The sequence below is a fragment of the Curtobacterium sp. MCPF17_047 genome (assembly GCF_003234045.1).
Lineage (GTDB): Bacteria > Actinomycetota > Actinomycetes > Actinomycetales > Microbacteriaceae > Curtobacterium.
The window spans coordinates 327,918-342,147 of sequence record NZ_QKSF01000002.1 but is presented as its reverse complement, the minus strand read 5'-3'; the positions used below and the strand labels follow the sequence as shown (position 1 = coordinate 342,147).

Genomic DNA, 14,230 nt, shown 5'->3' with positions numbered 1-14,230 from the left:
GCGCAGCACGACCGCGAGTCGCCCGGCGGATCCGGACGCGGGCCGTGCGGGCACTGCGTCGCCCGGGAACGACCGGACGTCGTCGCTCTCGGCGCCGGCCGCCACCGTGCTGTCCACGCGATCGGTCGCCAGGAAGCCGACGCCCCGGTGGGTCGCAGGTCCTGGCCTCCGTCGTGCCAGCTAGGTGCCGAGGAGGGCGCGGACGCCGGTGAGGACGGTGTCGCCGACGGCGAGCAGCGGCCCCCGGGCAGCCCACACCGCGACCCCGTCCACGGCGAGGAACAGCACGAACCAGACGACCGCGGGCAGGTGCATCTCGGCCGCTGCGATGTGGAAGTCGGTCTGCACCCGCGCCCCGGTGAGGAGCCACCGGACGACCTGCACGAGCGAGCGGAGCCCGTCGACGAGGAGCGCGGCACCGAGGGCGGACACCACGAGGAGGGTGAGGTCCGACGGGCGGACGGCGACCCAGACGGCGAGCGCGTCGAACCCGATCACCACGAGCAGCCCGAACCAGTTCCGGACGAACAGCAGGGCGACCAGGCCGACGACGCCGAGCACGGCGACGGGCAGCCACGGCGAACCGACGACGGCGCCGGTGACGAGCAGCACACCGGCCCAGATCGGTGCGCTGTAGCCGGCGAAGAGGTTGAGCAGCCGCACCAGCCAGCGGATGCCGCCGGGGACCCGTCCGAGCTGGACCCAGGCTTCCCCGGAGCCGTCCGGGTGCAGGTCGATGCGTCGGATGCGGCCGCCGAAGGGGACGACGACGACGCAGTGCCCGACCTCGTGCACGATCGTCGCGGCCAGGCGGGCGACCCGACCGAGGAACGGCACGAGGGGGAGCACGGCGCCGATGAGCAGGGCACCGAAGACGGCGGATGCGGGCAGGGAGGTCAAGCCGACATCGTCGCAGACCGTCCTCAGCGGTTCACTGGGAGCACACCCCTCTCAGGAGTGTGCTCGCGGCAGGTGCGCTCACTGCGACACCTGGCTGGTCGTGACGATGCGGCGCCACGGTCCGTTCGGGACCTTGTCGGCCTCGACGAACCGCCAGCTCACCCGGTCGTCCTCGCCGTCGAGTTCGGCGTACCCGAGACAGCCGTTCAGCGCGGGGGAGACGTCGACCCCGGCACCGTTGTACCGCTTGTTGGCCGGTCGCTTGTTGCCAGGGCCGAAGACGTAGGCGCTGTCGTGGTAGGTGCCGGGGCCGGCGTCCTGGACCTGGCCGTAGCAGGTCCGCCCGTCCTTGCTCAGCTGCACCCACCGGTTCTTGAGGTAGCTGAAGCCGTCGTCACCGCGGTGCTTCCGGTAGGCGGGGTCGCCCGCCCAGGGGACGACCCGGTCGCGGTCGCGGAACCCGGTGCGGTCGTTGACGTCGTCGTACGGGACGTCGAGGTAGAACGGGTTCTCCTTCGGCTTCATGTGCGTCGGGAAGTACCCGTTCGCGGCTCGGCGTCGTTCGGTCTGGCAGACACGCTCGACGATGACGCCGTCGCAGCCGCCGTAGCTGCCCTGCCAGTCGTCGTCGTAGGTGGAGTAGACCTGGCTGCCGTCGTCGGCGTCCGGGTCGAAGACCTCGCCGACCCAGAACGTGGTGGAGACGATCCTGGTGTGCCACGGGTAGGTGCGGGCCACCGCGCCCCCGCCGGAGGGACCGCCGCAGCCGGCGAGCACCGCGGCGAGCGCGAGTGTCCCGACGAGTGCCGCAGCCGTGCGCGGACGCGCACCGCGGCCCCGGGAGCCGCGGGTGCGGGTCTCCCGGGGTCGGGGCTCGGGTGTCGTGCTCACGTCACCGGGCGATCGTGCCGGGCAGCGCCGACGATGCGGCGGCTGCCGAACCGGCAGGCGTGGACGGGGTGTCGAGCTGGCCGGGCATGCCCGACGTGTCGAGCTGCCCGAGGACCGCACGGGACCGGACGGTCAGGGCGTCCACGGCCGGGGCGATCCGGCTCACGCTGCTGCTCGCCTTCGCCTTCGTCGTCGCGCTGTTCGTCGTCGTGGTGGTGGTCGCGAGCGGCGGGGCGCCGACGGTGTCGTACGCGGCGACGTCGTCGGTGGTCAGCGTGCCGTTCGAGAACAGGTTCAGGCCGAAGCTGATCCCGTCGAACCCGGCCGGGATCTGGTCCGTCGTCCACACCGCCTGCGTCCACGTCGAGGCCGAGGCGTACCAGGGGCTCGACGTCCAGTAGTGCCAGGAGCCGGTCGTCGAGTCGCGCAGGTAGACGGTGAACTGCGTGACGGTGTTCGCCTTGTAGTACTCGCGGAGCGAGTACGTGTGGCCGGCGACCACGGTGGGGGCGCAGTCGCCGAGGTCGAACGTCGGCAACCACTTGGCGTCACCGTCGACGTGGTCGCTCACGGTCAGCGATGCCGCCTTGGTGGTGGTGCCGGTGCGGCCCGGGGTGACGGTGCTGAACGCTGCCGTGTTCGAGCCGTACCCGCCGTACTGCCAGCACTTCTGGCCGCTCGGGCTGGTGGTGGAGGTCGTCTGGAAGGACGGGTTCTGCACCGCGTTGACACCGGGGGCTGCGGGTACCGGGACCGGGGACTGCACGACCGGCTGCACCGGGGTGCCGACGGCGTCGCCGACCGTCTTCACGGTGGTGGCGTTCGCGGGGTCCGCGGAGTAGGCGGCGAGCCACTGGGCGAACTGTGCGAACAGTGCCGGCGAGGTCGTCGGGTCGAGCGAGGTGTCGTCGCTGATGTGGTGGAAGGTGAGCTGCACCCAGCCGCCCTTGTCGGTCTTCGCCTGGGTGACCTGCTGCTGCAGGTCGGCCAGGGTCCAGTTCGCCTCGACCTGGCTCGGTGCCCGGGTCAGCATGGCGTTCCGCGGCGGCAGGGTCTCCGCCGTGACGCAGCCGGCGCAGTCGTACGGTGTCCGGACGTCGCCGAGGCCACGGGCGCTGGTGTACCCGCAGGCGCGGACGGCGTCACGCGTCTTCGTGGTCGACTCCGCGAACGGGTAGGCGAAGCTCCGGACGGTGTAGCCCCATGACGACAGCGTGGCACGGGACTGGCAGGCCTGCCGCTGTGCCTCGGCCTGGGACAGCGCGGACATGTCGGGGTGGGTGACGCTGTGCCCGCCGATCTCGTTGCCGGCCGCTGCGAGGGTGGCCAGGTCCGACTGCTGCATGTAGCCGGGGGCGTTGAGGTAGCCCGTGATGATGTAGAACGTGGCGGTCAGGCCGTTCTGCTGCAGCGCCTGCGCGGCCTGCATCTGGTCGGCGTCGCCGTCGTCGAAGGTCAGGCTGACCGTGACGGGCTTCGTGGTCGTCGCGGCGCGTGCCGGGGCTGCCCCGAGGAGGCCGGTGACGACGATCGCCACCGCCGCCAGGACGGCGAGGATCACCGTCAGACGGTTGAACGACTGGTCCTTGGTCATTCGACCGTCACCGACTTCGCGAGGTTGCGGGGCTTGTCCACGTCGCAGCCGAGTTGCAGTGCGAGCTCGCGGGCGAGCATCTGGAGGGGGACCACGGACTCGAGCGGCCCCCAGAGCGACATGCCCTGGTCTGTCACGTCGGTCCGTCGTGAGAGCAGCCGGCCGGCGTCGCGGCCGAGTGCGGGCACGTCGGCGCCGACACCACCGATGGTGATGACGAAGCCGCCGCGGGCACGGACCTCGGCGACGTTCGCCTGGATCTTGTGCTCGCCGTTGTCGACGACGACCACGGGGGTGCCGTCGGTGACGAGAGCGAGCGGACCGTGCTTCAGCTCACCAGCCGGGTAGGCCTCGGCCCACCGGTAGGAGAGCTCCTTGAGCTTCAGCGCACCCTCGGCGGCGAACGGGAGGCCCGCCCCACGTCCCAGGAACAGGAACCCGGAAGCGTCCCGCACGCTCGAGACGAGCAGCGGGATCCGGTCGAGCGACGCTTCGGCCGCACCGGCGAGGAGGCCGGGCAGCCGCTGCATGTCGCCGACGAGCGCCAGTGCCCGCGACCGGTCGATCCGGCTGGACGCCACGAGCGCCGAGATCATCGCCGAGACGCCGACGACGACCTGCGCGGTGAACGTCTTCGTCGCGGCGACGCCGATCTCCGGCCCGGCGTGGCAGTCGAGCACCGCGTCGGCTCGTCGGGCGAGCGAGGAGTGCAGGTTGTTCGTCAGCGCGAGCACCTGGTACCGGTCCGCGAACCGGTCGAGCGCACGGAGCACGTCCGCGGTCTCGCCGGACTGGCTGATCGCGACGACCAGCGTGCCCGGTGTCAGGACGGCCTGGTCGGCCTCGCTCGCGACGACGGTGTCGGTGGGGACGCCGCCGAGCCCGCGGAGCGCGGTCGCGATGACCTGCCCGGCGTTCAGCGACGTGCCGCACGCGACCACCGCGACGCGCTCGAACGGCGCGAGCCCGAGGCCGCGCCACATGCTCCCGTCGACCGCACCACCGGCGATGCGGTCGAGGATCTCCGCCACGACGGTGGGCTGCTCCTCGATCTCCTTCGCCATGTGGTCGGCGTGGTCGCCGAGCTCGAGCGCCTCGGCGGCGAACGGCGACGGCGTCGCGAACGGCACCGCCACGATCTCGCCGCGGGACGACCAGGTCCAGCTCTCGCCGAGCTCGACGACGTCGCCGTCACGGAGCGCGACGAACGTCTCGGCCCAGGTGGCGATCGCACCGATGTCGCTCGCGACGAAGTCACCGCGGGCGGCACGGGCCACCACGAGCGGGGACCGGTCGGCCGCGACGACCATCCGGCCGTCCCGGGCGTCGAGCACGACGATGGCCCAGGACCCCTCGAGCTGCGCGGTCGCGATCTGCACCGCGAGCATCAGGTCCGGGTCGACCGCCAGGGCACGCTCGACCAGGTGCGTGATGACCTCCGAGTCGACCTCGGACGCGAACACGTGCCCCTGGGTGCTCAGCTGCGCGCGGAGCAGGTCCGCGTTCTCGATGATGCCGTTGTGCACGACGCTGATCCGGCCGGAGCAGTCGGCGTGCGGGTGCGCGTTCGTCTCACGGACGGCGCCGTGCGTCGCCCAGCGGGTGTGTCCGATGCCGATGCCCGTGAACGGGTCACCGGAACGGGCGGCGACCAGCGTGCGCAGGTCGCCGACCCGGGACACCGAACGGATCGTCTCGGTGCGGCCGGTGCTGGTGCGCACGGCGATGCCGGCGGAGTCGTACCCGCGGTACTCCAGGCGCTCCAGGCCGTCCAGGAGGTACGGGGTGGCGTCGTCGGCAACGCGTGCCGCGATGATGCCGCACATGTTCAGACCACCGCCGTCGCACCGGCCGGCGCGCTGGCCACGGCGGCGGCGGAGTCGGCCGTCCGGGTCCGGAGGTCCTCGGCGACCAACCGGACCACGGCCTCCAGGGGGGTCACCGGGGCGAACCCGACGGCGGCCTTGGCGCGGGTGTTGTCCGGGACACGACGACGCATGTCCTCGTAGCCCTCGCCGTACGCCTCGTCGTAGGGGACGTAGGTGATCCGGCTGTCCGAGCCGGTGATGTCGATGACGAGCTCCGCGAGTTCGGCGATGCTGATCTCGCGCTCGCCGCCGAGGTTGAACGCCTCGCCGTAGGCCTCCTCGTGCTCGATGAGCGCGACCATCGCGGGGACCACGTCGCCGACGAAGGAGAAGCAGCGCGACTGGACGCCGTCGCCGTAGACGGTCAGCGGTTCGCCGCGGACGGCCTGGCCGACCAGGTTCGGGACGACCATGCCGTAGCGGCCGGTCTGGCGCGGGCCGACGGTGTTGAACGGACGGGCGATGGCGACGCGCAGGCCGTACTCCTTGAAGTAGGCGTGCGCGAAGGCCTCGTCGATGCCCTTCGCCGCGGCGTACGTCCAGCGGGCCACGAGCGGCGAACCGAGGACGCGGTCGGCGGTCTCGTGCAGCGCGTCGGCGGTGTTCTTGCCGTAGATCTCGCTCGTCGAGACGAGGAGCAGCTTGGCGCCGGCGGCCACACAGGCGTCCAGGACGTTCTCGCTGCCGTGGATGTTCGTGCGGAGCCCCTGCAGCGGGTGGTCCACGATGAGCTTCACACCGACCGCGGCGGCCAGGTGGAACACCCGGTCCGACCCGGCGACCAGTTCGGTGACGAGCGCACGGTCGAGGATGCTGCCCTCGACGACGCGCAGCCGGTCGTGTCCGGCCACGGCGGCCAGGTTGTCGGCACGACCGGTGGAGAAGTCGTCGAGGACGACGACGTCGTCGCCGTCGGCGAGCAGGCGTTCGACGAGGTGGCTGCCGATGAACCCGGCGCCTCCGGTGACGATGGACTTCATGGCGTTCCCTTTCAGAGGAGGATGCGGCCGGTGAGGTCCGCAGCCCGGTAGGTGGTGTCGATCACGAGCTGCTCGCCGGTGATCCAGGACAGGTCGGCGTCACTGTGCCGGGTGTGCAGGAGCACGACGTCCGCGCCGAAGGCGGCCTCGTCGACGACGTCGTCGAGGACGGTGCCGTCGTGCAGGCGGACGGAGTCGAAGCGGTGGTCCGCGAACCCGACGTCGGCACCGGCGGCGAGCAGGCCCTCGAGGATCTCGAGCGCGGGCGACTCGCGGAGGTCGGCGACGTCGCGCTTGTACGCGATGCCGACGACGAGCACCCGGGCGCCGCGGAGACCACGGCCGGCGTCCGAGAGGACCTCACGGGTGCGGTCGACGACGCGACCCGGACGGGCTGCGATCTCGGTCATCGCCTGGGTGATCATCGGCGCTGCCTGCCGGTCCGCCTTGAGCTGCCAGAGCAGGTAGTGCGGGTCGCAGGGGATGCAGTGGCCGCCGACGCCCGGGCCCGGCATGAACGCCATGAACCCGTACGGCTTGGTCGCCGCGGCGTCCACGACGTCCGCCACGTCGATGCCCATCGTGCGGCAGATGTCCGAGAACTCGTTCGCCAGCGCGATGTTCACGGCGCGGAACGTGTTCTCGAGGAGCTTCGTCATCTCCGCCGCGGCGAGCGAGGGAACGCGGTGCACCCGGGCGTAGCGGCCGAGCATCTCGTCCGCGATCTCCGCACACTCCGGCGTCGCGGCACCGAGGACGCGGGGGACGTCCTCGTGCGCGACCGAGGCGTTGCCCGGGTCGATGCGCTCCGGGCTGAACGCGACGAACACGTCCTTGCCCGGCAGCAGCCCGCGCTCGGTGAGGGGCTGCACGAGCAGGTCGTCGGTGCACCCGACGTAGGTGGTGCTCGTCAGCATGAGGAGCTGCCCGGGGACGGCGTGCTCGACGACCGTCGCCGCGGCGCCGCGGAGGATCGCGAGGTCCGGGACCAGGTACTCGTCGACGGGCGTCGGCACGCACACGATCACGGCCGCGGCACGTGCCAGCATCGAGGGGTCGTCGGTGAGGACGAAGTCGTCCGCCAGGAACGCCGACTCCAGACGCACCCGGTCGTCCTCGAGCAGGTCGGCGCCGCGGGACCGGATCGTCTCCAGGCGACGCTGCGACACGTCCAGGCCGATCACCGAGGTGCCCGAGTGGTGGTACGCCAGGGCGGTCGGCAGCCCGACGTAGCCGAGGCCCACGATCGCCACGTCGAACTCGAAACCACGGGTACCGCCAGCCGCGGTGGTGCCGTCGGTGCCCGGCACGCTGCGGTGCAGGGAAGCGGGGACGTCCGGGGACGTCGGGACGGCCGACGTCGACGGAGCGACCGGCGACGTGCGGACCGACAGCGCGTCGGACGGCGATGGTGCGATGGACATGCGGGTTCCCCTCGGGTCGGGACACAACCGGGAGGGTCGTCCCGGCAGGCACCGACCGCCGTCGGGTGGACCGCGGGATCAGGTGGGCCTCGTCCGGGCCGTCGTCCGTCCCCGGATCAGGCGGGGACGGACGACGGCGGTCCGGGTGCGGCCGGTCGGGTACCGATCTCGGGTACGCGGTCCTGCCCCGATGACGGGGCCGGCGGTCGGTGCGTTGCCACCATCACGGGTCGAGTGCCCCTCCGGCAACGCCCCCGGACCGGTCTTGCGGTGCTCCGCAGCACCGTGGCGGCGACTGCGGGACCGCATGCGGACTCCCGCAACCGCATGCGGCCACGGCTGCGGGAATGCGGTGCGCGGCCCACTCCGCGCGGCTTAGCGTCGCCCCATGCTCACGTTCGTCGTCGCCCTCGTGCTCGTCCTCGGCGTCAACACGATCCTCTGGACCACGGTCGGCGCGACCCGCGTGGTCACCGCCCGCCTCCACCGCATCGGCGCCGACGGCCGCGGTCGCCGCGCCCGCCGCCGCGGCATGCCGGCACCCGTCCCGCGCGGCTACCGCCCGCCGACGACCGCGGACGTCGCCGTCCTCGTCGCCGCGCACAACGAGGAACTCGTCATCGAACGGACCATCCGCTCCGCCGCCGAACACCTGCCGCCCGAGCAGATCCTCGTCGTCTCCGACGGCTCCTCGGACCGCACCGTCGAGATCGCCCGTGCCGCCGGCGCGCAGGTGTACGACCTGCAGCCGAACCGCGGCAAGGCCGGCGCGATCGCCGCCGCCATCGAGCACTTCGCCATCCCCGAACGCTTCGAGGTGATGATGCTGCTCGACGCGGACACACACCTGTCCACCGACTACTTCAGCACCGGGCTCCCCGAGTTCTCCGCACCCGACGTCGTCGCCGTCGCCGGACGTGCCACCACCATCCTGGAGCCCCGAGCCCCCACCGTCTTCGGTCGCCTGCTCGTCGCCTACCGCGAACGCGTCTACGTCGCCGTCCAGTACCTGCAGAAGTTCGGCCAGGCCGCCCCCGCCGCGAACGTCGTCGCCATCGTCCCCGGCTTCGCCTCGATGTACCGCACCCGGATCCTCCGCGACATCGACATCACCGCCGAGGGGCTGGCCATCGAGGACTTCAACATGACGTTCGAGGTGCACGCGAAGGACCTCGGTCGTGTCGCCTTCCGCCCCGGCGCCGCCGTCGCCTACACGCAGGACCCCGACACTCTCCGTGACTACGCCAAGCAGGTCCGTCGCTGGAACCTCGGCTTCTGGCAGACCCTCCGGCGCCACCGGTTCGGCCTCCGCCGTTTCGGGCTCGCCACCGGACTGTTCGTCCTCGAGCTCCTGACGTCGAGCCTGATGATGCTCCTGCTGCTGCCCGCGGTGGCGCTCGCCGGGACCGCCGCGGTCCTGGTGGCCCTCGGGATGGGTGCCGGCTTCCCGGACGCCGTGCTCGCCGTCGACCCGGTCACCGGGATCGTGATCGGCGTGCTGCTGCCCGACTACCTGCTCACGATCGTCGTCGCGGTGGTGTCACGTCGGGGCGTGTACGTCCTGTACGGGTTGACGTTCCCGCTCCTCCGGGTCCTCGACTCGTACCTGTGCCTCCGGGCGCTCGTCCTGGCGTTCCGTGGTGGCTCCAGCGGGGTCTGGCACAGCCCGACGCGCCGCGCGGCGACCGTCTGACCGCGCGTCCACCGACCCGGCCTCGAGTCGGCACCATGACGGACGGGAGGCCCGGTACCAGCTGGTACCGGGCCTCCCGTCCTGTGCGCCGTCGCGGCTACCCCAGCAGCGCCACCAGGTGCGAGCGCGAGCGCGCCCCCACCTTCCGGTAGATCTGCGTGAGCCGGAGCTCGACCGTCCGCTGCGACATGTACAGGGACGAGGCGATCTCGCGGTTCCGGTAGCCCTCCGTGACCTTCTGGACCACGGCCTGCTCCTCGGCGGTGAGCAGGGTCAGCACCGGCGTGCCGTCCGGCGCGCTCCGCGGCGTCGTCGGCGAGGGCGTCGAGTCGTACTGCGACTGCCGGAGCGCGGACGAGCCGACCGCCGGCGGCATCGCGGCGACGCCCTGCGGGGTGACGAGCGGACGACGGAGCCCCGCTGCCTCGTACGCCGCAGCCGATGCGGCGCCGAGTCGTGCACGGTCCGGACCGGTGCCCGTCGAGGCGAGTGCCGCGAGGGTCCTGGCCCGTTCGAACTGCGAATCCGTGGGCTCGAACAGCTCGAGCGCACGGTGGCGTGCGGCGTCCCGGGAGGTGTCGTCGCTGACGAGCGCCAGGCTCCGGGCCAGGACGAGGGCACCCCAGCGCGACGGGTGCGCCCGGTGGTCGGCGGCGAGCCGGGCCGTCATGGTCCGCGCGTCGTCGGTCCGTCCGAGCCGGACGTAGGACTCGATCAGGTCCCCGAGGTGCCGGAGCACCGTCGGGTTCCGGACCGTCCGTCCGATCGCGTCGGCGGTCTCGAGTGCCACGGCGGCCTCTTCCGCGCGGCCCTCGAACAGCAGGACCCGACCGCGGAACGCGTGCAGCTTCGCCGTCGCGCCCCAGAGCCCGCTCGTGGACCGGAGCGCCAGGCACCGGTCGAGCACCTCGAGGCTCACCAGCGGGCGTCCCTCGAGGAAGTGCCGCCAGGCGATCGCGATCGCCCGCGAGGGCTCCCGCAGTCGCTCGACGACGCTCGACCCGGTCTCCCAGGCGTCGATCGCACGGAGGGCGAGCCGGAAGTTGCCCGAGCGCACCTCGTTCTCGGCGGTCAGGTACCGGGCGGCCTCCACCCACACCGGTGCGGTGTGCGAGGAGCGGGCGATGACCAGCGCGAACACACGCCGGGCGCTGCGGTACCGCTCGGACAGGCTGAGCGCGTGGGCGAGGAGGAGCAGTGCCGGGTCGGAGAGGGCCAGCAGGCTGGTCGTCGCGAGTCCGTCGTGCAGCTCCCGGTCCGGCGGGAGGTGCCCGTCGACCGCGGCGACCATCTGCCGAGCGGCCTGCAGGATCTGCGCCGTGCCGGCCGGCAGCGCCGACTCGAACGGTTCCGCGCGGTGCAGCAGGTCACGGGCGTGCTCCAGTTCCCAGGCCTCGGCCCGGAAGCTGGCGACCATGGCCAGGAGGCCCGTGACGGCCTCCGCCTCGTCGGCGTCGGTCGCGTCGGCGGGGACGAGGAGCTCGTCGGCCTCGACGGCCTCGCCGTTGAGGTACTGCACCGAGTAGTGCAGCCGCAGGCGGCGTACGTCGTCGAGGCGGGACCGGAACGGCGCGATCGCGGCGAGGTACCGTGCCGCGTAGCCGAGGAGCCGGTGTGCGAGCAGGACCTCGGCGACCGCGAGGAGCGCAAGGTGCTCGCTCTCGGAACGGGTGCCGACGTGCAATGCGCGCTCGGTCAGTGTCACGGCTGCAGCGGGGTCGCCGTCCGCCGCGTACGCCAGGGCGGCGTGCAGCAGGGCGACGGCGTCCGGGACGTCGTCCGTGAAGCTCCGGTGCCACGACGCGGAACGCGGGTCGTGGGTCGCGGCGGACACGGCGAGCTCGGCGTGGGCCGCCCGACGGTCGCGGGCCGTCATCCGCCAGTGCAGGAAGGAACGCACGAGCGGGGAGCGGACCGAGATCGACTGACCGCGGACCGTGACGAGGCCGACGGACGCGAGGTCCTCGACGACGTCGCGGTCCCACTCCGGACCGGCGGCCTTCGTGACGGGCACCAGGGCGAGGCGGGCCAGGACGTCCAGATCGCGTCCTGCGACCGCCGCGAACACGGGCGCTGCGACCCGGTCCGTGGTCGGCGTCGGGCGCAGCGGCAGCACGAGGGGTTCCGTGCCGAGCAGCTGCTCACGGCGCAGCATGCCGAGCTGCTCGCGGAGCACGCCGGGGTTGCCGGCGGTCTGCTCCGCGATGACCGCCAGCACGCCGTCGTTCGCGTCGTCGGCGGCCATCTCACGGGCGAGCAGCAGTGCCTCGTCCGGGTGCAGGGCCTCCAGGCGCAGCGCCGGCAGGGCCGCGAGCGGGCTGTCGGACGGCACGCTGGTCACCGTGGCGACGACACGCAGGGACGTGCCGACGAGTCGACCGGCGAGGAACGCGATGAGCGTCTGGCTCGCCTCGTCCATCCGGTCGAGGTCGTCGATGAGGACCAGGGTCGGCGCCATCTGGAGCGTGCGCAGGGTGTCGAGGAGTTCGTGGGCCACGACGATGACCTGCGCGGGGTCGGCGTCGCGCATGGTCCCGAGGATCCGGGTGACGTGTGCGGCGGCCCGGGGGTCGTCGAGTGCGCTGAAGAGCGTCGTCACACCACCGAGCGGCCAGCGGGATTCGCTGCCGTTCACGCCGATGCGGACGACGGGGAGGGAGACGCGGCTGCTGGCCGCGTCGAGGACGCTTGTGCGTCCGGAGCCGGGATCGCCGACGACGACCAGCGCGGACTCCCGAGGGAGTACGGCGAGGGTCGTGATCCGGTCGACCTCAGTGCGTCGACCGGTGAGTTCCATCAGGACTCACCGGCCTCCGGCGCCAGGGCCAGTGACAGGCACGGGGGAGCGAGACGCGCCGGCGGGGAAGCCGACGACGTGGGAGCCCGCAGCGGAGTGGGTGGCTCCGCGGTGGGTGGTGCCGGCGGACGACGGGTGGGTGGCCCGGTTCGCTGGCAGGGTCGACGTGTGGACAGATCGCGGATGACGAGCCTGGGTGGGCTCGGTTCCGCTCGGGAACGATGATGTCATCGTCTTGATCACCCCTCGGGTTAGGGTCTTCGGACGAATGACGGCGGTCCGGTGCACGCTGGGACTAGGGATCCCGTTGCATCCACCTGGACTTCCGTCGTGAGAACGGTAACCCCTCTTCGGTCGTGCCGAGCCGTCCGTCAGGGAAAGGTCTCGATCCGCGTGCCCCCAGTCCGGGGGGACCCGCGGACCCCCGTCCGGACGCCGTGGTAGGGGTCGGGGTACAGAACCGTGGGTCTGCCCGGAGCATGTCCCGGGTACGAACGGGGCGATGAGTGAGCGGACGGGCGAACAGACGAGCGATCGGGCGTCGGACCGGCAACGGTGGCGGGCGTTCGGGGTGTGCGTCGCGGTGGCGGCGCTGACGATCCTGGACCTGTCGAAGGTCAACGTGGGTCTGCCCTCCATCGAGGAGTCCCTGCACGCGACGAGTTCCGCATTGCAGCTCATCGTCGCCGGGTACGCGCTCGCGTTCGGGCTCGCCCTGGTGCCGGCGGGACGTCTGGGTGACCTGACCAACCGACGCCGGCTGTTCGTCATCGGGCTCGTCGCCTTCACCGTCTCGAGCCTGCTCTGTGCGCTCGCGCCGACGATCGAGGTGCTCACGGTCACCCGGATCCTGCAGGGTTTCGCCGCAGGGACGCAGATGCCGCAGGTGATCGGCCTGGTGCAGCAGCTGTTCCGCGGCGAGGAACGCGGCCGGGCCTTCGGCCTGTTCGGCGCGGTCATCGGGGTGTCCACGGCGCTCGGCCCGACGATCGGCGGTGGGCTGATCGCGCTCGGCGGGGAGCAGGACGGATGGCGCCTGCTGTTCTGGATGAACGTCCCGCTCGGCCTCGTCGCGCTGGTCTTCGCCTGGCGGCTGCTCCCGCGCGGGTCGCAGGGGAAGGCCGCGGATCGGGAGCTCGACATCGTCGGGATCCTGCTGCTCGGAGTCGCGATCATCGCGTTGATGCTGCCGTTCGTGACCACGTCCGGCGGCGGAGGATCGGCCGCCCGGTGGCTCTGGCTGGTGGTGTTCGCGGTCTTCCTGGTCGGCTTCGTGCTGTGGGAACAGGGGTACAAGCGCCGGGGGAAGTCACCGGTCGTCCACTTCGAGCTGTTCCGCCGTTCGTCCTACCGGAACGGCCTGGCGATCGTCGCCGTCTACTTCGCGGCCCTGCCCGCGTCGTTCCTCATGGTGACGCTGTACCTGCAGGAGGGTCTCGGGCTCGCCCCGGTGTTCGCCGGCATGGTGAGCATCCCGTTCGCGATCACGAGCGCCGTCGGCTCCTACGTCGGCGGCCGGCTCGTGAACCGCATCGGTCGGGCTCTGGTCGTCGCCGGGCTCGTGGCCGTCGTCGTCGGCTTCGTGCTGCTCGTGCTCGCCGCGGTCCTCACCCCGCCGGAGGTCACACCGTGGGCGATGGCCGGGGCGTTCCTGGTCGGCGGCCTCGGAGGCGGGTTCGTCGTCTCGCCGAACCAGACCCTGACGCTCGCCGAGGTCCCGGTCGAGCAGTCCGGCGTCGCCGGCTCGATGCAGCAGCTCGGGCAGCGCGTCGGGACGGCGATCGGCACCGCGGTGGCGACGAGCATCTTCTACGGGATCGTCCGGAGCGAGTCCGCCGGGTCGGGGTCCGGCGGCCGGCTGGAGGCGTACCACGACGCCTTCCGCAGTGGCACGACCTTCACGGTGTCGCTCATCGCGCTGGCCCTCGTGCTGGCGGTCGCCGACCTGCTGGTCCGCCGTCGTGCCGCGCGGCGGGACGGCGCGGACGACCGGGAGGCCCGCCCCGCCTCCGACGAGCGGGCGGACGACGGGACGGGGTCGGCGGGGCACGTCGTGGAGCCGCGCCGACAGGACTGAGCGGGC

General features: G+C 72.3%; 9 protein-coding genes. 2 read left to right on the top strand and 7 right to left on the bottom strand.

Annotated features, from left to right (window positions below):
* Positions 1-180: 180 nt before the first annotated feature.
* The 6 genes from DEJ33_RS03895 to DEJ33_RS03870 form a co-directional block, all read right to left on the bottom strand.
* The gene (locus tag DEJ33_RS03895; RefSeq protein ID WP_181437244.1) at positions 181-900 is read right to left on the bottom strand and encodes a M50 family metallopeptidase; all 720 of its coding nucleotides are present in this window, start codon (positions 898-900) and stop codon (positions 181-183) included.
* A 78-nt stretch (positions 901-978) separates the two neighbouring features.
* The gene (locus DEJ33_RS17100) at positions 979-1,791 is read right to left on the bottom strand and encodes a hypothetical protein (protein ID WP_181436514.1); all 813 of its coding nucleotides are present in this window, start codon (positions 1,789-1,791) and stop codon (positions 979-981) included.
* 1 nt (position 1,792) lies between these two features.
* The gene (locus tag DEJ33_RS03885; protein ID WP_111077321.1) at positions 1,793-3,385 is read right to left on the bottom strand and encodes a polysaccharide deacetylase family protein; all 1,593 of its coding nucleotides are present in this window, start codon (positions 3,383-3,385) and stop codon (positions 1,793-1,795) included.
* The gene (gene glmS, locus DEJ33_RS03880) at positions 3,382-5,211 is read right to left on the bottom strand and encodes a glutamine--fructose-6-phosphate transaminase (isomerizing) (protein ID WP_111077320.1); all 1,830 of its coding nucleotides are present in this window, start codon (positions 5,209-5,211) and stop codon (positions 3,382-3,384) included. Before glmS ends, DEJ33_RS03885 begins: the two co-directional genes overlap by 4 nt.
* A gap of 2 nt (positions 5,212-5,213) precedes the next feature.
* Complete coding sequence (locus tag DEJ33_RS03875) at positions 5,214-6,233, bottom strand: NAD-dependent epimerase/dehydratase family protein (protein ID WP_111077319.1); 1,020 nt, start codon at positions 6,231-6,233, stop codon at positions 5,214-5,216.
* 11 nt (positions 6,234-6,244) lie between these two features.
* Entirely contained in the window at positions 6,245-7,657 is a 1,413-nt protein-coding gene (locus tag DEJ33_RS03870; RefSeq protein WP_111077318.1) for a nucleotide sugar dehydrogenase, read from the bottom strand.
* 388 nt (positions 7,658-8,045) lie between these two features.
* Between DEJ33_RS03870 and DEJ33_RS03865 the strand changes: the two genes are divergently transcribed.
* Positions 8,046-9,350, top strand: a complete 1,305-nt coding sequence (locus DEJ33_RS03865; RefSeq protein ID WP_111077317.1) for a glycosyltransferase family 2 protein — start codon at positions 8,046-8,048, stop codon at positions 9,348-9,350.
* 97 nt (positions 9,351-9,447) lie between these two features.
* Here DEJ33_RS03865 and DEJ33_RS03860 read toward each other — a convergent pair whose 3' ends face one another.
* The gene (locus DEJ33_RS03860) at positions 9,448-12,147 is read right to left on the bottom strand and encodes a LuxR family transcriptional regulator (protein WP_111077316.1); all 2,700 of its coding nucleotides are present in this window, start codon (positions 12,145-12,147) and stop codon (positions 9,448-9,450) included.
* A 502-nt stretch (positions 12,148-12,649) separates the two neighbouring features.
* Between DEJ33_RS03860 and DEJ33_RS03855 the strand changes: the two genes are divergently transcribed.
* Entirely contained in the window at positions 12,650-14,224 is a 1,575-nt protein-coding gene (locus tag DEJ33_RS03855) for an MFS transporter (RefSeq protein ID WP_111194286.1), read from the top strand.
* The last annotated feature ends 6 nt before the right edge of the window (positions 14,225-14,230 follow it).